This is a genomic window from Antrihabitans auranticaus (assembly GCF_016481275.1).
Taxonomy (GTDB): domain Bacteria; phylum Actinomycetota; class Actinomycetes; order Mycobacteriales; family Mycobacteriaceae; genus Antrihabitans.
The window spans coordinates 445,460-466,176 of record NZ_JAEMNW010000004.1 but is presented as its reverse complement, the minus strand read 5'-3'; the positions used below and the strand labels follow the sequence as shown (position 1 = coordinate 466,176).

General features: G+C 62.3%; 19 protein-coding genes. 8 read left to right on the top strand and 11 right to left on the bottom strand.

What is annotated here, in order from left to right:
• Positions 1–7 precede the first annotated feature (7 nt).
• The 3 genes from JGU72_RS20210 to JGU72_RS20200 all read right to left on the bottom strand — a co-directional run bounded on the left by JGU72_RS20210 (position 8) and on the right by JGU72_RS20200 (position 5,313).
• Positions 8–3,535: a serine/threonine-protein kinase gene (locus tag JGU72_RS20210; protein ID WP_199685838.1), complete on the bottom strand. Its 3,528-nt coding sequence runs from the start codon at positions 3,533–3,535 to the stop codon at positions 8–10.
• 74 nt (positions 3,536–3,609) lie between these two features.
• Entirely contained in the window at positions 3,610–4,359 is a 750-nt protein-coding gene (locus JGU72_RS31300) for a DUF6544 family protein (RefSeq protein WP_307828540.1), read from the bottom strand.
• A gap of 39 nt (positions 4,360–4,398) precedes the next feature.
• Positions 4,399–5,313 (bottom strand): universal stress protein, encoded by a 915-nt coding sequence (locus JGU72_RS20200; protein WP_199685837.1) that lies wholly within the window; start codon positions 5,311–5,313, stop codon positions 4,399–4,401.
• Positions 5,314–5,640: 327 nt separating this feature from the next.
• Between JGU72_RS20200 and JGU72_RS20195 the strand changes: the two genes are divergently transcribed.
• Together JGU72_RS20195 and JGU72_RS20190 are read left to right on the top strand one after the other, a co-directional pair.
• Positions 5,641–6,120 carry a CBS domain-containing protein gene (locus JGU72_RS20195; RefSeq protein ID WP_199685836.1) on the top strand — a complete coding sequence of 160 codons (480 nt, stop codon included), beginning with the start codon at positions 5,641–5,643 and terminating at the stop codon, positions 6,118–6,120.
• Positions 6,121–6,135: 15 nt separating this feature from the next.
• Positions 6,136–7,185, top strand: a complete 1,050-nt coding sequence (locus tag JGU72_RS20190) for a zinc-dependent alcohol dehydrogenase family protein (RefSeq protein WP_199685835.1) — start codon at positions 6,136–6,138, stop codon at positions 7,183–7,185.
• A gap of 66 nt (positions 7,186–7,251) precedes the next feature.
• Here JGU72_RS20190 and JGU72_RS20185 read toward each other — a convergent pair whose 3' ends face one another.
• From JGU72_RS20185 to JGU72_RS20170, 4 genes are read right to left on the bottom strand one after another with little or no spacing between them, the layout of a single operon-like run.
• Complete coding sequence (locus tag JGU72_RS20185; protein ID WP_199685834.1) at positions 7,252–7,866, bottom strand: hypothetical protein; 615 nt, start codon at positions 7,864–7,866, stop codon at positions 7,252–7,254.
• On the bottom strand, positions 7,863–8,876 hold the full coding sequence (locus JGU72_RS20180; RefSeq protein ID WP_199685833.1) for an inorganic phosphate transporter: 1,014 nt from the start codon (positions 8,874–8,876) through the stop codon (positions 7,863–7,865). The genes JGU72_RS20185 and JGU72_RS20180 overlap by 4 nt, the downstream gene beginning before the upstream one ends.
• Positions 8,873–12,853: a trehalose-phosphatase gene (gene otsB / locus JGU72_RS20175; protein ID WP_307828524.1), complete on the bottom strand. Its 3,981-nt coding sequence runs from the start codon at positions 12,851–12,853 to the stop codon at positions 8,873–8,875. The genes JGU72_RS20180 and otsB overlap by 4 nt, the downstream gene beginning before the upstream one ends.
• A gap of 1 nt (position 12,854) precedes the next feature.
• The gene (locus JGU72_RS20170; RefSeq protein ID WP_199685832.1) at positions 12,855–13,253 is read right to left on the bottom strand and encodes a hypothetical protein; all 399 of its coding nucleotides are present in this window, start codon (positions 13,251–13,253) and stop codon (positions 12,855–12,857) included.
• Positions 13,254–13,430: 177 nt separating this feature from the next.
• Between JGU72_RS20170 and JGU72_RS20165 the strand changes: the two genes are divergently transcribed.
• The 3 genes from JGU72_RS20165 to JGU72_RS31295 all read left to right on the top strand — a co-directional run bounded on the left by JGU72_RS20165 (position 13,431) and on the right by JGU72_RS31295 (position 15,777).
• A complete protein-coding gene (locus JGU72_RS20165; protein ID WP_199685831.1) occupies positions 13,431–13,664 on the top strand; it encodes a hypothetical protein in 234 nt (77 codons plus the stop codon).
• A 153-nt stretch (positions 13,665–13,817) separates the two neighbouring features.
• Entirely contained in the window at positions 13,818–14,831 is a 1,014-nt protein-coding gene (locus tag JGU72_RS20160; protein WP_199685830.1) for an Acg family FMN-binding oxidoreductase, read from the top strand.
• 46 nt (positions 14,832–14,877) lie between these two features.
• Positions 14,878–15,777, top strand: coding sequence for a universal stress protein (locus JGU72_RS31295; protein ID WP_199685829.1), 900 nt, complete (start codon positions 14,878–14,880; stop codon positions 15,775–15,777).
• A gap of 386 nt (positions 15,778–16,163) precedes the next feature.
• Here JGU72_RS31295 and JGU72_RS20145 read toward each other — a convergent pair whose 3' ends face one another.
• Together JGU72_RS20145 and JGU72_RS20140 are read right to left on the bottom strand one after the other, a co-directional pair.
• Positions 16,164–17,021: a universal stress protein gene (locus JGU72_RS20145; protein ID WP_199685827.1), complete on the bottom strand. Its 858-nt coding sequence runs from the start codon at positions 17,019–17,021 to the stop codon at positions 16,164–16,166.
• Between the two features lie 220 nt (positions 17,022–17,241).
• Positions 17,242–17,403: a CBS domain-containing protein gene (locus JGU72_RS20140; RefSeq protein ID WP_199685826.1), complete on the bottom strand. Its 162-nt coding sequence runs from the start codon at positions 17,401–17,403 to the stop codon at positions 17,242–17,244.
• Between the two features lie 319 nt (positions 17,404–17,722).
• Between JGU72_RS20140 and JGU72_RS20135 the strand changes: the two genes are divergently transcribed.
• The 3 genes from JGU72_RS20135 (at position 17,723) to JGU72_RS20125 (ending at position 19,133) form a co-directional block, all read left to right on the top strand.
• Complete coding sequence (locus JGU72_RS20135; RefSeq protein ID WP_199685825.1) at positions 17,723–18,205, top strand: DUF2267 domain-containing protein; 483 nt, start codon at positions 17,723–17,725, stop codon at positions 18,203–18,205.
• A gap of 124 nt (positions 18,206–18,329) precedes the next feature.
• The gene (locus JGU72_RS20130; RefSeq protein WP_199685824.1) at positions 18,330–18,530 is read left to right on the top strand and encodes a hypothetical protein; all 201 of its coding nucleotides are present in this window, start codon (positions 18,330–18,332) and stop codon (positions 18,528–18,530) included.
• A gap of 168 nt (positions 18,531–18,698) precedes the next feature.
• Positions 18,699–19,133, top strand: coding sequence for a hypothetical protein (locus JGU72_RS20125; protein WP_199685823.1), 435 nt, complete (start codon positions 18,699–18,701; stop codon positions 19,131–19,133).
• A gap of 233 nt (positions 19,134–19,366) precedes the next feature.
• On the opposite strand, the gene JGU72_RS20120 is transcribed toward JGU72_RS20125, so the two are convergent.
• Positions 19,367–19,720 carry a CBS domain-containing protein gene (locus JGU72_RS20120; protein ID WP_199685822.1) on the bottom strand — a complete coding sequence of 118 codons (354 nt, stop codon included), beginning with the start codon at positions 19,718–19,720 and terminating at the stop codon, positions 19,367–19,369.
• Between the two features lie 91 nt (positions 19,721–19,811).
• Positions 19,812–20,690, bottom strand: coding sequence for a universal stress protein (locus JGU72_RS20115; RefSeq protein WP_199685821.1), 879 nt, complete (start codon positions 20,688–20,690; stop codon positions 19,812–19,814).
• Positions 20,691–20,717 lie beyond the last annotated feature (27 nt).

Here is a 20,717-nt window from a genome sequence, read left to right as displayed (position 1 = left end):
ACGCAGGTCAACGAACCATATCCGAGAAGAACGCTTCCGGAATCTGCGGCCAATTCGGGCGCCATCGGTTGTGGGCCTGGTCCTCCCGCAACTCCGAAATTAGTTCCGCTGCCTGGTCTCCGGCATCGAGCACGACCCTATCGAGACCAAGTTCGGCGCACCGAGCTGTTGCGCCGACGAAGATATCTTTGCCCTCGTCGACTTCTCCGGCCGCGTACAGACAGCCGGCGAGGAGCAGCTGCATTTGGATTAGGCTCAATGCGCAATCACGATCGCCCGCACGCGCAGCGAGATCGCGCGCGCGAACGACATATCCGTGCGCCAAGTTCGCCCCGCTGCCGTCGAGGGCGGCCCGGATGGCAGCAGCTTCCTCGATGTCGGCAACGGCCGCCTCGAAGACGTTGGCAGATGTTTTCGGCATACCCAGAATCGGCAGGCGCGCACCAAGACTCCATCGCATGCGTTCGGCGTTGATGTGCGCCGCGAGACGAGGAAGCGACAGTTCTGCCGCAGCTGCCGCGCCTTCATCGAGGCGTCGGGCAGCACCGGCCCGGTCGCCGCGAAGCCCCATGATTCGCGCGGCAGTTGCGTAGATCGGAATCATGAAGTCGACTCCCCCGATGTCGGACCCGATCTCGTGAGCCTCGCCGAGCAGGTGTTCGGCAACGTCGAGGTCACCTTGGTCGTAGTAGAGCTGGCCGAGCATCGCCGACGCGATTCGCGCCGCGTGCGAATGGCGGCCGTTCACGCCCTCGGCGAATTCCAGGGCACGCCCGAACAGTGCTGCTGCCGAGTAGATATCGAGCTGTTCACGAGCGGCAATTCCCGCATAGCAATTGCCGTATACCCGACCGAGCGGATCGCGAGACCGATCGTGGAAATCGGACGCCCATTTCTGAAGGCGCCGCACTTCGTCGAAGTCGAAACGCGACATCGCAGCGAACGAACTGACATTTGCGGCGCACGACGCTGCCCACGCGGGAACAGCTTCCGGACGGGCGAGCACCGGTGCAACAAGCTCCTCGAGACCCTCTGTTGCGTCGGCGATCGCCGAGTCGACTCCGCGGAGCACGTCCGCTTCCAACAACTGCAGCGCGGCATTTCGATCCCCGGCATCGCCGTTCGCGAGGGCTACGGCGACACGGTCCAGAGCGGGCCGGGCCACCGCTGGACGGTGAAGCGACACGTTCGCACGGGCGATCGCAAGGAGTAACTGCGATCTCGAAGCAACCTGCGAAGCAGGCAGTTTCGCGACCAACGCGAGCAACGTGGCCATGCGCGCACCGTCGATCAGGTCCATACCCCGTGATTCGACCAAGTCCAGCGCCGCGCTCGGATCCGCGGCGAGCAGCGCGTGATCCACTGACTCGCGCACCATGCCGTGTTCGGCAAACCACTTCGACGCACGCACGTGCAACAATCGCGCACGCCCGGGTTGACTACTTTCGAGGCGACCGCGCAAAAATTCGGCGAAGAGGGGGTCGAACCGGAACCAATTCGGATCTTCGACAAGACTGTGCAGAAACAGCCCTCGGCGTTCTGCGTCGGCGAGTTGCATCGGCGCATCGTCATCGAGGGTGATCGCCGCAGCGAGCCCGCCACAGATTCGCTCGGCGACGGATGCAGCTGTCAGCAACTCGATCATTCTCGGTTCCAGTGTGTGCAGAACATTTTCGCCGAGATATTCAGCTATCGCAGGATGATCTCCGCGCATCCTGCCGATTGCTTTCGCAGCCCTACCAGCAGACCGCGAGGTAGATCGTGGGGTCGCAGACCCCAGAGTCTCGCCGCGCCGCCCCAGCGAAAGGGCGACCAGTTGGAGAGCGGCAGGCCAACCGTTCGTCGCTTCCCACAGCTGCGCGGCATCAGCTTCGGCGAGCTCGACATCGTGGATTTCTCGGAAGAAGTCGCGGACTTCAGGTAGCTCGAATTGCAAAGCATCCGAATCGATCTCGATAAGTTCTTCGCGGAGTGCCAGCTTGGTGAAGGGCACGCCCGAATGCGATCGACTCGCCACCACCGCCCGCAAATGATGGCATCCGCGGTCGAGTACATACTCCATGGCGTTGAGCGTTTCTTCGTTCGTGATTTTGTGCCAGTCGTCGATAAGTAACACCAAAGTAATTCCCACGGAATGGATTTCGTCGACCAGCCGACTCAACACGAAGGTGGCACCGGTGCCGCCGCGTTCTTCCAGCTCCGCAACCAAACCTGCCCCTAAGTCGGGCCGTACTCGACCGATCGCTTCTACGAGGTGCGAAAAGAACCAGACGACCCTGTTGTCGTCGTAATCGAGAGTCAGCTCCGCGACCAGGCCGTCGGCCTCGCTCAAACTCGTGCGCCACTGGGTCAGCAACGTCGACTTTCCGAATCCCGCCGGAGCGTGGATGAACGTCAGCTGCCGGTCGCTACCGGCGCGCAACAGGTCCAGCAGTCGCGGGCGCGCGAGCAATCGCTGCGCTCCGCCGACAGATCGGGCGGCGGAAGGAGTAGCAGAGTCGTCGCTCCAGGAAAGAGCGGACACCGCACCGCCGCTGCTGGTGTCGCCAGATTCTCGGAGCGGTGCACCCGATGTCGTCCGCCGCTCGCCGATCGGTCTGGGCAACATCATCTCGTCGTGGAACAACCCGTGCCGGTCTTCTATCGCCTGGAGCATACGGCCGAACTCCTCGGCCGACTCTGGCCTTTCTGCAGGTTCGGCTGCCATTGCTGCCTCGACCGCGGCCGCGACGTCGGCCGGGATTTCGAGCTCGCGCAAGTCTGGAACCGGTGCGGAGGTTATGCGTAAAAATTGGGCCACTACCTTCTCGCCGCTGCGCCGCTCGTAGGCGGCGTGCCCAGTAAGAAGGCAGAACAACGTCGCACCGAGTCCGTAAACATCCGATTGGGGCGACGGCAGTCGGCCGCGCAGGATCTCCGGCGCGGTAAAGGCCGGAGAGCCCACAATCACGTTTGTCGATGTTTCGAAACCGCCTGACACCCTGGCGATTCCGAAGTCGGTAAGCTGCGGTTCATCGAAGGTGTTCAGCAAGATGTTGGCCGGCTTCACGTCGCGATGCAGGATTCCGGTGCGATGGGCCCACTCCATCGCACCGGATACCTTGATTCCGATTCGTACCACTTCCTGCCACGGCAACGGGCCGCCGTCCCTGATCAGCGTGCTCAAACAGCCGCGAGCGTGAAAGGGCATCACAATGAATGGGCGTCCGGTCAGCGTCACGTCGACGTGCAGAATGTCGACGATGTTCGGGTGCCCTGACAGTCGGCCCATCGCATGTTCCTCGCGCAGAAAGCGCTCCCAGTTTTCGTCGTCGAGGTCGGCGGTGAGCACTTTGACTGCAACTGTCCGATCGAGCGCGCGTTGCACGCAGCGGTACACAACTCCGAACCCGCCTCGACCGATCTCTGCTGCGTCCGCGAGATCGGCAGCATCGAGTTCCGCCGGAATATCGGGTCTGACGTCGCGCTGAGTCGCGGTCGGCTCAGGTCCTGTGATCACCGAGCCGGCCTTCGGACCGCCCTCTCGCGCGCTCATGACTCAAACCTCTCCGGAGAGACCCAGCATAACGCCGCGATCGTTCGGACTTCAGTGATCTAGCGCGACGTTTGCTAGCAGAAATGAGCCGACAGGATCTCCGCGCGGAAAAACTCACCTTCGTCCTGGCGGTCTGTGCCGAACCACCAACCAGCACGCAATCGAGTCGGAATGACAACACCCTCGAACGTTCCGGTTTCTTCCACGCTGACTCCGAACGGGTGTCTCCTGTAGCCCGCGCCGTCTGGGTTTCCCCATCGCTGCATGGACAATCGCTGCAGTGACCCGTCGGAGGCGAGACGCAACCGCACATTCTCTTCGCCGGACTCGTACACCCACGTTGCGACAGTCTCGCTCGGACCGTCGTCGGCCCACATTGCACCGCTGAACGACGTCGGCACGAGCACACACTCGGCAGCAGCTCGCCCCGCTGCACTGCGCGAAACGTCGAACCCAGCAGCCGACATGACTGGGACTATCCCGCCGATTCGCCAGCGCATTTCCCCATCGCCGTCAGTAAAACGGTCGTACCCCGAGATAGGCAGTCCTGCGACCTTGGTGGTCGCGGCCCATACGTAGCCGCGGGATGGCGAGAGCAACTGGGTTGCCTCGAACGAACGCCACCGGCCCAAGCGAATACTGCCCCGCATGGTAAGCCGCACAGTCGTCGCGAGGGGCGTACACGGTGCTACCGACCTCTGCAGCCACCGCCGAGTGTTGGGCGGCAGCGCCGCAAACTCGATAGGTTCGAAAACGCGACTGACCGGTGGCGCCGACAGCAGCCTCGACCATGGCTTCGCAACGCGCCGTGCCTGCGGTGGCACCTCGCTTGGTACGCCGAAATACGCAGTGGTGCTCACGCCTCATCCCACGCGATGCGGTGCACGAACAACCAACACTGGGCAATGTGCCTGTCGGACAAGCACGTTGCTGGTCGAACCGAGCAACATACCCCGGATTCCGCCACGCCCGCGGCTTCCGACGACCACCAACTGGGCCTGCGCGGACCAATTCGACAGGTGCTCGCGCGGGCCGTCGAAGTACACCTTGCGCTCGATGGTGACGTCAGGAAACTTCTCCTGCCACCCCGCAAGCCGCTCTGCGAGCACCACGTTTTCCGCTTCTTCGATGCCGGCGAGAGAGGTCAGCACACCGGGCCGACCCGCGATCGCGCCGAGGGTGAAGTCGCTCCAGGCATGCACAGCGACCAACGGAGCGCCGCGCCACGACGCCTCTTCGAAGGCGGCAGCTATTGCGTGCTCACTTGTCGGGCTGCCGTCGATGCCGACGACAACTGGAGCGCTTGCTGCTCGAGCTTCCCAATCACCCCGAACGACAACAACTTCCCCGTGAGCGTGGCTGGTCACAGCAACATCGATGGAGCCGAAGCGCGTCGTCGATCCTCCGACGACGACCATGTACGCCTCACGCGATAAGTCGACAAGCAGCTGGGTTGGACCCAGCGCAGACAGTGCCGTCTCGACCACCAGATCGGGGACCACCGTTCGAGCAGTCTCCTCTGCCTCTCTCAGCACCGCCTTTCCGACTGCTTCCAATGAATCGACGACGCCGGGAACAGTCAGGTACGGATTGGCATGGCCACCACTCGTTGCGCCGAGCCCCAGTCCGTGGACGATGTGCAGGCTGCGATTCCTGATCGCCGCGGTCTTTGCAGCCCATCGGACGGCGTCCGTCGCTGCCGGTGATCCGTCCGTGCCGACAACGATTGCGGTCGAAAGCGCGTGCTCCGTCCGTGCTGTGTCGCTGTTCGAGGTCATTGTTCTCATCCTTCGTTGTGCTCGTTGGGGGTCTGTTCGACGCTATTGCTTGCGGCAATGCGCGGGCGGCTGTCGTTGGTCACCAGGATCGGGGCATGTGGTCCCTGCTACGAACGATTCTGGGCCGGAGTGAGATTGGTCCCCGCTTTCGATGACCGGTTCGGCACGCACACCTGGCCGCGTCGGTTTGCGAAGCTGAACACTGGCAGCGACGGCAGCATCCATAGGGACTTTGGACACCGGCAATCGGTCGCTTTGTCGCTATCACCGACTGCGCGGTACGCGAATAATTTTGTTGGTACACAGCAACTTTGCAGGAGCGCGGACATGTCACTCATCGATTTTTTCAGCGAAGCGTCGACCTCGGAGCCGGCCCATGCGCTCGACTTGATGTCCAGCCCCATAGTCGCGCTCGCCATCGACGTGTCGGTTGCCGACGCGGCAGACGCCATGCTTCGCACCGGGTTTACGACACTGCCGATCGTGGATAACGACGGCTTCTTGGTCAAGCTCGCAACCGAAGATGCCGTCGCCAAGGCATATCTCACTCAATGCTGGGCGGAGCGAGCTTGCTCCGACGAGAGCGGTCCTGTCGATGAACGTGGCACGCGAGTCATGGATTTCGCGTCACCGCAGGTGTCGGTGACACCGAGCGCATCATTGGCCGAGATCACAGAAGCGATGTTGCGCGCACAACTGCGCGCCATTCCGGTCGTGGAACACGGTCGACCCGTAGGGATGGTCACCTGGCGCGACATCCTGGCCACCATTGCGCGGCCATCCGGCTCGCGCGCCAACACCAAATAGAGACAGAGGAAACCCATGCACGCATTGGTCTTTCACGGTCCCGGCAAGAAGGCCTGGGAAGAAGTGCCCGATCCGCGGATTCAAAGCCCGACAGACGCGATCATCCGAGTCGACGCTGTCACAATCTGCGGCACGGACCTGCACATTCTCAAAGGCGATGTTCCTGAGGTGACCCCCGGCAGAGTTCTCGGCCACGAAGCCGTCGGCACCGTCACCGCTGTCGGCGATGCCGTCCAGAATGTGAAAGTCGGCGACCACGTTCTTGTTTCGTGTATTACTTCCTGCGGCGCGTGCCGCTTCTGCCGAGAAGGAAGTTACGGCCAGTGCCTCGGTGGCGGCGGCTGGATCCTCGGTCACCTCATCGACGGCACTCAGGCGGAATTGGTACGTGTGCCGTTTGCCGACAACTCGACTCATCCTGTGCCGCCTGGTTTGTCGGACGAGCAAATGCTGATGCTCGCCGACATACTGCCGACGAGTCACGAGGTGGGTGTACTCAACGGCAAGGTTCGCCCCGGCGACGTCGTGGCCATCGTGGGCGCGGGACCGATCGGCCTGGCAGCAATCATGACCGCCCGGCTGTACAGCCCGAGCCACATCATCGCGATCGACGTCGCGGAGTCGCGATTGGCGGCGGCAAAGAGCGCCGGCGCTGACATCATCGTGAACAGCCTCAACGAGAATGTGCTGGATATTGTGCGGGGCCTCACCGACGGCCTCGGCGCCGACGTGACCATGGAAGCGGTCGGAATCCCCGAAACCTTCGAATTGGCAGTCGATCTGGTCCGTCCTGGCGGACACGTGGCCAACATCGGCGTACACGGCGCGCCCGCCACGTTGCACCTCGAGCGAATTTGGATCAAGAACCTCACGATCACGACAGGTCTTGTCGATACGAACTCGACGCCGACACTGATCAAACTGTTGGCCAGCGGACAGGTCGACGCATCTCCTATCGTGACCCATCGATTCGGCCTCGACGAATTCGAGGATGCTTACGACGTGTTCGCGCGGGCTGGCGAGACCGGCGCACTCAAAGTGGTCCTGGCGGCGCCCCAGAGCTGATCGATCCAATGCGGATAGCCGCACCCGAACTCGGGTGCGGCTATCCGTGCGTACACCGACTACTCCCTACTGAGACTTGTACACCGCGTACCAGGTCCGCCGCGCGGCACCGCGAACCGCATCGGTGAGATGCTCCGCGCGCCGGTACAACTCCCGGCGGCGCAATTCCCGACGGAGGTCGGTTTCACTTTCGAGATCGGCAATCGCGGTTCGATAGGCGTGCTCTGCTGCGGTCAAAAGTTCGAGCGATTCGTCTGCCAACTTCCCCGCCCGCGCGTGCGGCAGGGCGTGTATCGCCGCACCGAGCGGAACGAGCGCTCTCTCGATCGCATCCACCTGCAGCCCCAGACACGGATCGGTCGCCGTGTGCGAAAGCTCGGCCTCGCGCACGACTGCGTACGACCGCTCACAGATCTCGCCGAGCCGCTCGCCAAGTTCGAACAAGTCCTCGGCGCCGAGGGGAGTACTGAAGCTCGATCGAACCTGCGTGTGCAATCGTCGACGGCGCACGTGTTCCTGCACGATCAACGCGCGCATTGCAATGATGGGATCGGCGCCATCGGCACCTGCGCACCACGCCGCGAGAATGCTGAAGGACTGCTCGACAATGTCCAACTGTTCAATCAGTGTGCCGAGAATGTCATAGGTTTCCGGCAGAAACCACGCGTGTGGAAGTTTCATGTCACTGCACTCCATAAGGGGTAAACGAAAACGGCGACGGCGGCACTGATGGGTAGGGTGACGATCCACGCCGCGCCAATTTCGCGGACAACGGCCCAGTGCACGTGGTGGGCCCGTTGCTGTAGCCCGACACCAACCACGCCGGATGCAACGACGTGCGTCGTGCTGACAGGGGCACCAACCGCAGCACCTACCAAAATGACTGCAGCGGAGCCGCCTTGACTCACTAGACCATCCAAGGGCTGCATCCGGTAGACGCCGCTGCCGACCGTTCGTACGATGCGCCACCCGCCGAGCGCGGTGCCAACCGTAAGGCACGCGGCTGCTGCAAAGCGAACCCAGAACGGCACTGCAAATTCGGATAGCTGTCCCTCGGCGACCAGCAGGAGCGTCACAACACCCATCGTCTTCTGCGCATCGTTTGCACCATGGCTGAACGCCAGAGCCGACGCCGTGACCCACTCGGCCTTTCGGATGACGCCGTTGATCTCTCGCCGCGCTCTGCGCAACAGCCGTCGTCCGATGTAGATCCCTCCCGCACCTACCGCGACTCCGAGCACGGGCGAAATCGCCAACCCAGCAAGGACGCCGAATACGCCGGTCGGCCGACCGTCCGAGAAACCGCCCCACCGGACACCTGAAAGCCCACCGGCAACGATCGCGGCACCGACGAGTCCACCCACAAGAGCATGCGAGGAACTGGACGGCAGACCGAACTTCCAAGTGACCATGTTCCATGCAATGGCTGCGGTCAGTGCAGCCGCGATTGCCGTCACCGTCTCGTGCGGCGCAACGTGGACGACGCCACCGACAGTGTCCGCAACCGCGGTACCAGCAAGCAATGGACCCAAGATGTGGCCCGCGCTTGCAAGGGCCAGGGCTTGCGCCGGCGTCGCTGCCCGAGTCGCGACAAGCGCTGCAACAGCATTCGCCGAATCATGAAAGCCGTTGGTGATATCGAAGGCCATCGCCAGGCCGACCACGATGACGAGAACTGTGAAGACACTCATTTCAGATGCACGGTGTCACCCGGCCGCAACGCGGCCACGTGGCCACGGCATTCGATCTCGATCGGCCGCTGGGTACCCTCGGTGGCTGTCACCTGGACCTCCGTGCCGACTATGCGGAGCACAAGGCGGTGCCCTCGGTAGTAGATCGGAAACGCGAGAGCACCGAGTTCTGTCGGCCAGTTCGGACAAAGCACCAAACGATCGCCGCGTGTCTCGAGGCCTGAAAAGCATCGTTGCAACAGGTCGATACTGCCCGCCATTGCTGCCAAATGAATCCCTTCCGCAGTCGTGCCGCCCTGCACGTCGGCGATGTCGGATGCGAGCACACGGTCGAAGAACTCGATGGCCTGAGATCTGTTGGCACGAGCGAGAACCCAAGATTGCACGACCGCACTGAGCGTGGATCCATGCGACGTGCGCGCCATGTAATAATCGATGGTCCGCGGAATCGTTTGGGCGTCGAACTTGTAACCGAGTCGATCGAAAAGCTCTCGAAGCTCGTCCGACGACAAGAGGTAGAAGAGCATCTTCACGTCGGCCTGTTTGGACACTTTGTACAGATTGACGTCGTCGCCCTCTGCCTCGAGAATACGGTCCAGGCGTCCTATCTCGCCGTACCTACCGCGATATTTCTCCCAATCCAGTTCAGCGAGTTGATCGTAGCCCTCGAACTGGCTGATCACACCATCGTGGAAAGGCACGTACAGCTGGCGGCTGACCGCTTCCCACCGAGTCATCTCGTCGGCGTCGACACCCAGGGTTTCCAGCAGTTCGCACTTAGTGACGCTGGGGATGACGTCCAGTGCGTCGAGCGCGCGCACGATCACCCAAACCGCCATCACGTTCGTGTATGCGTTGTTGTCTATCCCATCGAGCGGCCGCCCCGGGTAGCCGGAGTGGAACTCGTCCGGGCCGATAACTCCGCGAATGACGTAGCGGTCGAGTCTGTCGTCGTATGTCGCGAGACTCGCGTAGAACCGCGCGATTTCCACAAGCATTTCTGCCCCCACGTCCGCGAGGAAGTCGAGATCGCCTGTGACCTGATAGAACTGCCATACGTTGTAGGCGATTGCCGCACCGATGTGATGCGCGCGCTGGCTCGAATCCGGCACCCACCTGCCCGACCGCGGGTTGAGGTGCAATTGCTGGCTTTCCTCGCGACCGTCACTACCCGACTGCCATGGGAACATCGCGCCCCTGTAACCCGCTTCGGCTGCCAACCTTCTTGCTTCTGGAAGACGGCGAAAACGGTAGCGCAACAACGATTCCGACAACGCCGGTAACCGGAGGTTGAGTACTGGGAGGACGAACAACTCATCCCAGAAGACATGCCCGCGGTATGCCTCGCCGTGCAAGCCTCGAGCGGGCACGCCTGCGTCGACGTCCGCCGTATGTCTCGACACTGTTTGCATCAGATGCAGTATGTGCAGGCGGACGATCCGCTGAGCCTCGTCGTGGCCCTCCAACTGGATATCCGCATGGGCCCATATGTGTTTCCAGGCAAGTTCGTGCCCGCTCAGCAAATCGTCGAACCGAGCGATGCGCCCCAACATCCGCGCCGCTTCATCGGCTGGCTCGGAAATTGCACGGTCACGGCCCGTGAATACGGTCGCGATCTTTTCCAGCGACACCGGCTGTCCGGACGTGACGTCGACTGAGATCTCATGGCCGATGGAGGTGCTCTCATCCACGAGTCGGTACGGCGAGCAAACTCTTTCAGCCCCGCGCCACAGTGTGTTCCTTGCGGCGACCGCCACCGGAATGCGCGATTGATTGGTCGTTACTACGAACAGCACGGAGTCGTCGGAAAGCTGCCGTGACTCGACGTGCTGGAGATGGTCACTCGACAGCTCGCGGTACCGCTCGACATTGGTGTTCCGGACAGCGCCGTTCACTGTCGAACGAAACTCGACCATGCCCGACCAGTCCTCGGGAACCACCGTGGTTTCCAGTGCACACACGTGCGGGTGCTGCATCGAAACGAACCGTCTCTGCACGACTGCTGTGTTCTGCCCTAGCGAATCGCGGAACCTGAAGCGGCGCTGCAAAACTGCACGTTTCAGATCGAGGTGCTGACAATAGTCGAGAAGCTCAGCTCTATCGAGGTCGAACCACGCACCCCTTGGCCCCTCGGTCCGAAACGTCACTGGGAGCCAGTTCGGCAAGTTGACGATGCTCTCGTTGTCGATGATTTTGCCAGATACGCGGTCCAGCAATCGGTTGTAGACGCCGGCGGCATAGGTGCCCGGATAGTGGTACTCCCCTGCCCGCGCTTCTGGCGCACACCCGCGGGTCGCAAACAACCCATTTCCGGTGGTACACAGAGCCTCGCGCAACTTTTCGGATTCAGCGTCGTAACCTTCGTAACTGAAAGTCCACGTGTCCGCATGACACGTCGCGACCACTCGCTCCAGCCGGTCGGCGAGTTTGGCCAGAACCTCGCGAACCTCGCCGGTGCTGTCCACAGCCAGACGCGCAGCGGAAGGGCGGTCCCCCGTATCAGCATTGCGCACAACGACCCCAACGCCTTCTTGCGCAACAGCATCGAAAGCGTCTTCATCGGTGAGGTCATCGCCGATGTAGAGCGGTGTCCTTTTATCCGGTCCGACGATGTGCGCCAGAACCCAGCACAAGGCGTCCCCCTTGCCCCAGTCCACATTGGGCCGCAATTCGACCACTTTGCGACCGGTCGTCAACCGAAGTCCCGTCGCCGATGCAACGGCGGCGACCGCACCGACTATTTCTTCGATGGTTTCGGCCGCTACGTTGCGATAGTGGACAGCGATCGTAAATCGTTTGTGTTCCAGAAGGACTCCCGGAAAGTGGCTCAAGCTTTCACGCAAGCCCGCGACCGCCCGCGCGAGATCCGGGATCGCCGCGAGCGCAGCCTCGTTCTCGTAGTACTCACCGCCGGGACCGATGAGTTCGAATCCGTGACTACCCGAATACCAAATTCCAGGTAGCGCGACCCGAGCGCGGATGTCGGCCAGATCCCGGCCGCTGATCACAGCGACGGGGCAGAGTTGCGCAAGCCTCGAAAGCTCGGCCGCACAGCCATCGGCCAGCACTGCGGAATCGGGGTCGTTCACAATGTCGGACAATGTGCCGTCATAGTCCAGAAAAACTGCCGGCCGCGATCCGCGCAGAGTCGGGTCGAGCGCGCCGTCTTCGGTCAAAGCATGCGGAAGGTCCGAGGAGCGGACAAGGTTTTCCCGAATCACGACTTCGGCGAGGTCTGCGACCACCGTGTCGGCACCGCATTCGCGCAGCGGACTCGAGCCCCCAGCCGAGTCGACGCCGATAACGAGCGCGAATCCGCCGTTCCGTCCCGCCGCAACACCCGCTTCTGAGTCTTCGATCACGACCGCCCTTGCGACCTGAGCACCGGTGCGACCAACGGCCTCGAGCAGAACCGCCGGATCCGGTTTGCCGGCCAGATTGCATTCTTGTGCATCGACGCCGTCGACGGTTACGTCGAACAGCTCGTCAAGCCCGGCGGCCCTGAGCACTATCGCGCCATTGCGGCTTGCAGTGAAGACGGCAGTCTTTATTCCTGCTTTCCTGAGGTGCGCAACCAACGCGACAACGCCGGCGAAGACCCGAACGCCCCCATGCGCGATTCGCTGCCGAAAAAGCTCGTTCTTTCGGTTGCCGAGCCCGCACACCGTAGCGTCCGCCAACTGGTCCTCGGCATTGCCGAGAACCAACGAAATCCCACGCGACGCAAGGAAATCGACGATACCTGCGTTGCGCGCCTTCCCGTCGACATACCGCTTGTAGTCTCCGGTGGTGAAGGGCGCATGATCTTCGTCCGCGGAAGCCGCGCGCGTACCCATAAATGCGTCGAACACCTCGGCCCATGCGTGCGCATGCACGGTTGCGGTATCGGTGACGACACCGTCCATATCGAAGATGACGACATCATGGAACCGCGGATCTACTACTGGACCGAGATTGCGACCAGGCTTGCACGTCACCTCAGGTCCGCTCTTTCGTGCCTGACGAAGAACTGTTGTGCGAAGCGCGTTCCATATCGAAAGCAATGACTTTGCCACCGCTGCCGCAGCTAAGTCGACGATCCGTTGTGTACATGCGACGCGCAATCCTTCGGGCCCTCCGCACCGCGCCCAGATCGATCACTTGCGTTGCCTGACCCTCACGACCGCGTGGCTCGACGCGGTCCGAACCGATGTGGCGCCGCCACAGTTCGGACTGGCCAGCTTGTGTCGCGAGTATCTCCATGACAGCGTCGACACGCTTACGGCCGGTTTGATAGTGGGGCCGGACGATCGCGGCAATCGTCTCGGACAACGACCGCTTGGCGTCTGCGCGTCCGTTGTGGGTTGGAGTGGTCAGGATCTCATGATGAAGGGGCATCAGTTGCTCCGAGTCTGTCGTTTACCTGCATCTCGATCGTTATCGCAATGCCGGCGAGCGCCAAGCGGCGCCCGTCCCGACAAGTCGATTCGTTCGTCACCGCGCCACGGGTCCTTGTGCTCTCAGCGCGCCCGCCCGGCATCGGATTCGATGAACCTTCTAATCACGAGGAGCGACATGACAATCGAAGTTCGTGTGTTCAAGGGCGACGATTTGCTGCACAGCGCCCTGTGCGAGTCCGAGTCCGACGCTGAAACCGAGGTCGAACGCTGGGCGGACTACGACGATGTGACCTGCGAGGTCGCCGAACTTGCGCTCCGTCCCTGGGATGAGGACCTGGCCGATCGAGCCCCAGCCGAGCCTGCCGATGATGAATACGCCGGGGAAAGCAGTAGGCACTGGCCGTGTTGAACACTGTTGCAGTACTGGGTATTTCGAGAATATTAGCGTCGCCAGCACGGTAGTATATGGTCCCCCGAAATCAGGGCCTTCGTCCTCTGCACTCGCCCTGGGACTGGTGCGAAGGTTGTTGTCACAGGCACCGGACAGAGAGGCAAACCCAAAATGGACGCAGAGTTCCCCGACGAAGGCACTATCAGAGCAGCAATCGCATTGGCGCTGCGCGCGCCATCGGTCCACAATTCGCAACCGTGGCGGTGGCGAATGGGCGACCGAACTGTGCATCTCTACATCGATCCCAAAGTCGTGTTGCACCACACGGATCCGGACGGTCGAGATCTGATGCTGAGCTGCGGCACAGCGCTGAACCACTTCAAGGTCGCGATGGCAGGCCTGGGATGGAGAGCACGTACACACCGCTTCCCGAACCCCGCCGATCCTGAGCACATCGCTGCTATCGAATTGGATCGCCATGTCGCGTCCGAGCAGGACATCGCAATGGCTGGTGCGATTCCGCGCCGGCGAACCGATCGTAGGCACTACAGCTCCTGGCCCGTACCGATAGGCCACATCGCGTTGATGGCGTCTCGGGCGGCCCAGGAGGGAGTCGTGCTCTACCGAGCAGAGGCACTCACGCATCTCGAGCGCGCCGTCGCCGCGGCCGCCGCGGAGCACGCGAAGGATTCCGACTATCAAACAGAACTGCGCGTGTGGAGCGGGCGCCGAGGCTCGCTGGATGGGGTGCCCGCCACGAACACTTCTGCGCCCGATGGCACGAGTCGGATGCCGTCACGTACCTTCGCGAATCCTCTGCTCCAACAACCGCGTGGCGTGCAGCCCAGCGAGGATGCGGCAGAACTGCTCGTGCTGGCTACTCCGTCCGACGACACGATCTCGCGGTTACGCGCGGGTGAGGCAACCAGCGCTGTTCTGCTGACGGCGACCTCGCTGGGACTTGCCACGTGTCCCTTGACAGAGCCTCTGGAGTTGCCTGATACGCGCGCCGCAATTGTGTCAGAAGTTTTGGGCGACTCGGGTTTTCCACAAATGATCTTGCGAATCGGTTGGGCGCCATCCACAGCAGAGCCATTGGCGGCCTCACCGCGGCACGGAGTCACGGAGATGATCGATTCGCTCGATGGTGCCGTAACCGGACGACGACGAGAAGTCGTACGTTGACGGGCGTCAGCATGCCGACTACAGCGTGATCGAGAGAAGATACGCAGTGGACGAGGACTTCGCCGAACATCCGATTGTCGCGGCCGTCGACGGATCGTGGTCGGCCGCGCAAGCCGCTCTGTGGGCGGCTGACCTGGCAACGAGACTGCACTGCACACTCGAGATCGTGCACGCTCTACCCAATCCGGGCTACTACTTCGGTGAAGCGGCGGTTGCCGGGCCAGCCGAGTTGGCGGAGTCCGGCCGACAACCCGCGAACCGGATCGTCACCGAGACCGCCGAACTCGTGCGCGAGCACTTTCCGGACATCGACGTTTCCGGCAGTGTGTCCACCGGACCCGCAGCGCAAGCGCTGATCGAACGATCCAAAAATGCTCGCATGTGTGTCCTCGGCCCGAACGGGACCGAGATGTTCGGCACGATTCTGCTCGGCTCTACAGCCATCCTTGTCGTCAACAACGCGCACTGCCCGGTCGTCATCTGCCGGCAGAACGTGGAGATGTTCGACTCCGTTCACCGGCAGATCATCGTCGGCGTCGACGGCACTCCCCTCAGTGACGATGCGGTCGAGCACGCCTTCCAACTCGCTGCTGCATTCGGACTTCCACTCGTCGCGGTGCACGCCTGGCAGGCGGACAAGATCGAGGTTCACTACCCCATTGCCGAGGCACGCAAGTCGCTTGCCACCGAAGAAAGCGAGGCCGCCGCCCTGCTGGCCGAGTGCACCGCGGGCTGGAGCGACAAGTACCCCGACGTTGTCGTCACTCGGATCTCCGAACGAGGCGGCGCGGCACAGATCTTGCTGAACCGCGCGAGTTCCAACGACATAGTCGTCGTGGGGAGTCGCGGTCGCAACCGCCTGATCGGGCCGCTACTCGGCTCCACGAGTCAGAACCTGATCTACCACGCGCCATGCCCAGTCGTGGTTTGTAGACGCGCCGGCTGATCGACCACCCAGAAAGTGGACCGTCTTCACGGCTTCGGCCGGCGCGGGGCAATTGCGACTGTCATCGTCGGCGGCGGAGCAGCACTCATAGCCATCAACCGCACACCGTTGTCAGCAGGCTACGCCGCGGCCACACGGCGCGTCGGGCGGTCTCGGCGTGGTCGAGGCGACTCTCACGATCGCGCTCGCCGCAACCGGAATGCAGGCTGATACCGCGGTTGCTGCCGTGCTGGTCTACCGTTTCCTGAATCTCCTGGCTCCGGTCACTGTCGGATATTTGCTGCTTGCAGCGAGCCCCAGGCCGCGTCCGGCACACGCGACGTTACAGGAACTGCGAAGCCCGGCCAGCGACGAATCCGTTGGCCGGGCTTCTGCATCTCCCGCTCTCAGGTGATCGAGGGGACCACCAGCACAGGGCATTTCGCGTGATAAACCATTGCGTGTGCGGTCCCATCGAGAGTGCCGGCGTCTTCCGCGCCGGTCTGACGGCGGCGGCCGACCACAACCAATTGCGCACTCTTACTCAGTTGCTCCAGATACGCAATCGGATACCCGTCTATGAGCATCGAGTAGGCCACCACGGTCGGGAAGTTGCCGCGGAACGTATCCACCCGGTCTTCCAACGGACCCGTGGCACCACGCGCGACCGTCGTCGAGCTCGCAGGAACCGCCCATGGGCGGATACGCTGTAGCTGCGGAATCATCACTTCTGCGGCTCGGATCTTGCCCTCGAAAAATGCCGCCCCCAGGACTGCGTCCACCGGCGATCTACTCTCGATAGGAACTACAATCGGCCCCGCCGACGGCACTTCGGCGTACCGGTGGGGCGCACGAACGATCGCGACCGCGCAGCGGGCTGTCCGCGCGAGCGAAGAGGCGGTCGACCCGAGAATCATCTCGGCGAAGAACCCGATACCCACCGATCCGACGACTACCATTTCTGCGCCTTCGGACAGCTCCGCCAAGGTCGAGTCGACCTTCCCGTGAAGCAACTCGGACTCGACTTTCACCGCGTCACGATGTTCCACAGCCCGTCGAGCTGCCTCCAAAGCATCTCTGCCATAGTCGAACTCCGTGTTCGGAGCTCCCGCCACAGGATCCTCGCCGTTCGGCTCCGCAACGTAGACGAGCCTGAGTGGGATATCCCGGTCAGCCGCTTCTGTTGCGGCCCACTCAGCCGCACGAATGGCGGCTGTAGATCCGTCGATGCCGACAATGATTGATTTCTGGGGTGAATGAACCATGATGAACTCCGATCGAGAAGTTGTGTGGACCGATCGAACTCGGCCCAGGTAAGTTGCAAATTTCAGATCAAGATGCCGCGGCGGCCGACCGGCATCGAACGAAGGCGAAAGTTGATCATGCGCACCGCGATTGTGCTCATATCTGCGCTCGGACTCAATACGTGGGCCGAGGCCGTCATCACTTGCTCCACAGTCGTACCTGCCTGATCCCGGCCTGCAATCAACGATTCGACTCGGACAGCATTCCAATCACGTGACCGTCCTCGTCAACGACGGGAAGCGCCGCGAAGCCATTGCCGACAAGGAGTGAGATCGCCTGTGCGAGCGGAGTTCGCGGTTGCACCGTCACCACCGAACGTGTCATGAGATCCCGTGCCTGCATCGAAACTACCTTTGCCTTTCCATATTTCGCATTTCCGCCCGCCGCTCCATGCGCGGAGCGACGCTCGATGCGACCGTCTTCAGCGTGCTGCAATCGACGCCCGGCACGAAGGGCCGGTGGTCCTCAGCCGCTGGGTCAATCGTCGGTCGTCGAACTCACAATCGCCGAGCCACTCTCGAGCAGACACTTGCCATTCGACCGCCCAAAGTCGTCGTACCGGGGCCTGACGGCCTCCGGACGAGGCCGCATTGCCCTAGTTGGAGGCGGTGATCAACCGAGAACCTCGAAACACACGCCGTTTCGAGTCCAAGGAGATTTCATGACACAGCAACGCGATCCCTTCGCTCCCACTGTCGCCAAGGCGCAGCACTGGCTCGACGTGGTGACCGACACCTTGGGTACCGAGGACAGGTTCTTTGCTTATCGGGCGCTCCGGGCCTGGTGCCATACGGTTCGTGATCGCATTCCGGTCCCCGTCGCCGCACACCTGGGTGCACAGATGCCGGAACTGATCCGAGGAATGTTCTACGACGGCTGGGTACCCTCGCACGTACCCGTCCGACACGGCACCGAGGCGTTTGTCTCTCAGTTCGCCCGTGAGGCCGGCATACCTCGAGCGGACGTTCCAACAACTGCGGGCCTGGTCACCGACGCGCTCGACCAACTGTTCTCGCCCGGCCAACTAGAGAGAGTCTTCGCTGTTTTCCCCGAATCGCTTGTACACGTCGTATGGGGGCAGCCACTTGCGGATAATTCTCTTGGCGGTCCAATCCCAAGTGGCGCCTGGACTTTCTCGGAATGACATTCGTACTGCCTGCGAGGGAAACCAGACCATTCGACTCGAGGCGAATTGCCCTGTCACCCCTCGGTTCAGTTCTCGCACAATCTTGTCAGGAATGCACCTGCTCAACCAGTGAAGGAATGAAATGAAACCGACGGCGTGGACAATCGTGTACGTGCTCACAATGGTGACAGTCGCCCTCGTGGGAATTACCTTGACTGCCGCCGGGTCGGGGCTCGGTAACTGGGCCGCCGTCGGCGGCGTCGGTGCGCTGTCGACAGCCGCGACGGTCGCCGCCATCGCCATCATCGCCTCACGGGGTCACGACATGCCGCGACATTCGTGATCCGCTGATCCCGAGTTCGCGCTCCCCATGTCGCCCGGCCGTGCTGATCACGGCCGGGCGATCCGCTGTTGCTCAGTGCGCGTTATGGTCTCGCCGACTCCGAACGTCCTTTCCGCAATGGACATGGGGCCCTTCCGCCGATTCGTCCAGCTATACAGACTCAGCATCATGCAACTGACAATTCGCAGACCGATTGCGACCTTCTGGGCGTACTCGGTTGCATCGCTGGCGGGCTGTACCGCCATACTGGCCTTCGCCGGCGCGGCCGGGCTCATACTGGGTGTCTTGGACGTCGGCGACGAGGCTGCCCATCGAATCCCTTTCGACAGTCCTGCTTTAGCCGGAATTGCGCTCGTGCTCATCGTCGGTGTGCCGATGACTGCGACCGCGTGGCTGGCCATTTCGGGAGACCCCCGAGCAGCCACCGCTGCAATCGGATCGGGACTTCTGCTTGTCGCCTGGATCGCCGTGCAGATCGCCATCATCAAGGAACTGAGCCTGCTGCAACCGTCTTTCGTCACAGTCGGGGTTCTGTTGGAGATGTTCGGTCTCGCACGACAACGCGAATGGTGGCCGAGTGGCAACTCGGACCCCAATGAATAACGCGGAAACGAAATTTGCGATCCTCGCTTGCGTCGAGGCTCGTGGGCAGTCCACCGACGGCTATGTCCGACGTCAGATCGTCCGCAAGCGCGCCGAATCTTGTCGACTAAGACGCTGAGCGCGAGGTGTTCTCGTGGCGAGAAGTACTCACCGATGCACCGTCGACATCATCGCGTGCTATCTCGCCGCGCAGACGGTGTCAGCCGTGGTCGACTGACGCAACCGCTCCGGCGTTATCGCGCCCGAGCAATCGCATGGACGATGTCGGTAGACGTCAAAACTCCGGCAATCCGGCCATCATGATCGACCACGAGAGCATCGGCGGAGGCGCGCTCCAATGCTTCGGCGGCCGACTCCAGCGTGGCGTCGACCGCGACGAGCGGCACCGGGCTGCGAGCGCATGCACCGGCGCCGCTCGCAGCCTCGGCCCGCAAATACAGTTCCCATAAAGCGTCGGACTCGTACAGAAGGCCGACACATTTGCCGCGATCGACTATCGGCAGGTGCCGAACGCGCGCCCCCAACATGACGGCCAGCGCCTCTTGAAGAGAAGCAGACGGGCCGATCGCGACCACGCGGGTCGTCATCACCATTCCTACGGTTGGAAGCTCTGCAGAACAACGACTTCCGTCGCCTTTGCTGGGAATCGCCATCGAAGCCCTACTCACTCGTGATGCGTCAGGCGGGCCCACGGGCGATGATCAGGGGGCATGAAACGGTATGTAGCAACGCCTGACTGACAGATCCGAGAAGAAGGCCGGCGAATCCACCCCGGCCGTGGCTGCCGACCACAACGACCGCCGCGTCGGCAGCCTGTTCGGCCAAGTGCCGGCGGGGGTGATTCCTGACAGCGATCCGACGTACGGAAACGTCGGGAAACTTCTCCTGCCAGCCCGCAAGGCTTTCGGCAAGCGTCGCTTCCGCAGCACCCGCAGCGTCCGGCCAGTCCGCCAACTGATAGTCGAAATCGCTCGTATCGGCCCACGCGTGCAGCGCCACAAGATCGCAATTCCGATGCGACGCTTCGTCGAATGCGATCTCGATCGCGCGCTCGCTGTTTCGCGTCCCATCGACACCGACGACTACCGGCTTCTTCGAGCGTAAGTCTTCGTCGGTGTCCTGCTCGTGAATCACCGCTACCGGGCAGTGCGCGTGCCGAGCGACAGCGGTACTCACCGAGCCCAGAAGCCCGCGCTTGAACGCCCCGAGGCCCCTACTACCGACCACTACCATCCGGGCGCCATTCGATAGATCGATAAGGGTCGGCACAGCAGGATCGTCACTGAGTATCGTCTTGACCTCGGGCGACTCCACTGCCGCCGTGTGCGCGGCAACGTCCGTCGTCGCGCGCGCAAGCACCTTTCGTGCAGCAGCTTGCAGCGGAGTGCGATCGAACGCGGCCTCCGCGATGGTCGCTGCGTAACCCCGTGGGTCCGCACAGGAATTGACGATATGGAGCGGAACATGATGGGTCGCGGCCTCCAGTGCTGCCCACCGCAGCGCAGAGCCTGAGGACGGCGAGCCGTCCACCCCGACAATAATTGGCTGATATGTCACAGCGATAACTCCTTGCGATGCGTAGTC

What these genes read in the sequence shown, in the direction of transcription:
- JGU72_RS20170 (WP_199685832.1), bottom strand. Translation starts at nt 13,253, where the DNA reads ATGCCCCTTCATCATGAGATCCTGACCACTCCAACCCACAACGGACGC.
- JGU72_RS20190 (WP_199685835.1), top strand. Translation starts at nt 6,136, where the DNA reads ATGCACGCATTGGTCTTTCACGGTCCCGGCAAGAAGGCCTGGGAAGAA.
- JGU72_RS20160 (WP_199685830.1), top strand. Translation starts at nt 13,818, where the DNA reads ATGGACGCAGAGTTCCCCGACGAAGGCACTATCAGAGCAGCAATCGCA.
- JGU72_RS20200 (WP_199685837.1), bottom strand. Translation starts at nt 5,313, where the DNA reads ATGACCTCGAACAGCGACACAGCACGGACGGAGCACGCGCTTTCGACC.
- JGU72_RS20125 (WP_199685823.1), top strand. Translation starts at nt 18,699, where the DNA reads ATGCAACTGACAATTCGCAGACCGATTGCGACCTTCTGGGCGTACTCG.
- JGU72_RS20185 (WP_199685834.1), bottom strand. Translation starts at nt 7,866, where the DNA reads ATGAAACTTCCACACGCGTGGTTTCTGCCGGAAACCTATGACATTCTC.
- JGU72_RS20180 (WP_199685833.1), bottom strand. Translation starts at nt 8,876, where the DNA reads ATGAGTGTCTTCACAGTTCTCGTCATCGTGGTCGGCCTGGCGATGGCC.
- JGU72_RS20130 (WP_199685824.1), top strand. Translation starts at nt 18,330, where the DNA reads ATGAAACCGACGGCGTGGACAATCGTGTACGTGCTCACAATGGTGACA.
- JGU72_RS20210 (WP_199685838.1), bottom strand. Translation starts at nt 3,535, where the DNA reads ATGAGCGCGCGAGAGGGCGGTCCGAAGGCCGGCTCGGTGATCACAGGA.
- JGU72_RS20140 (WP_199685826.1), bottom strand. Translation starts at nt 17,403, where the DNA reads ATGCAGGCACGGGATCTCATGACACGTTCGGTGGTGACGGTGCAACCG.
- JGU72_RS20195 (WP_199685836.1), top strand. Translation starts at nt 5,641, where the DNA reads ATGTCACTCATCGATTTTTTCAGCGAAGCGTCGACCTCGGAGCCGGCC.
- JGU72_RS20165 (WP_199685831.1), top strand. Translation starts at nt 13,431, where the DNA reads ATGACAATCGAAGTTCGTGTGTTCAAGGGCGACGATTTGCTGCACAGC.
- JGU72_RS20120 (WP_199685822.1), bottom strand. Translation starts at nt 19,720, where the DNA reads ATGACGACCCGCGTGGTCGCGATCGGCCCGTCTGCTTCTCTTCAAGAG.
- JGU72_RS20145 (WP_199685827.1), bottom strand. Translation starts at nt 17,021, where the DNA reads ATGGTTCATTCACCCCAGAAATCAATCATTGTCGGCATCGACGGATCT.
- JGU72_RS20135 (WP_199685825.1), top strand. Translation starts at nt 17,723, where the DNA reads ATGACACAGCAACGCGATCCCTTCGCTCCCACTGTCGCCAAGGCGCAG.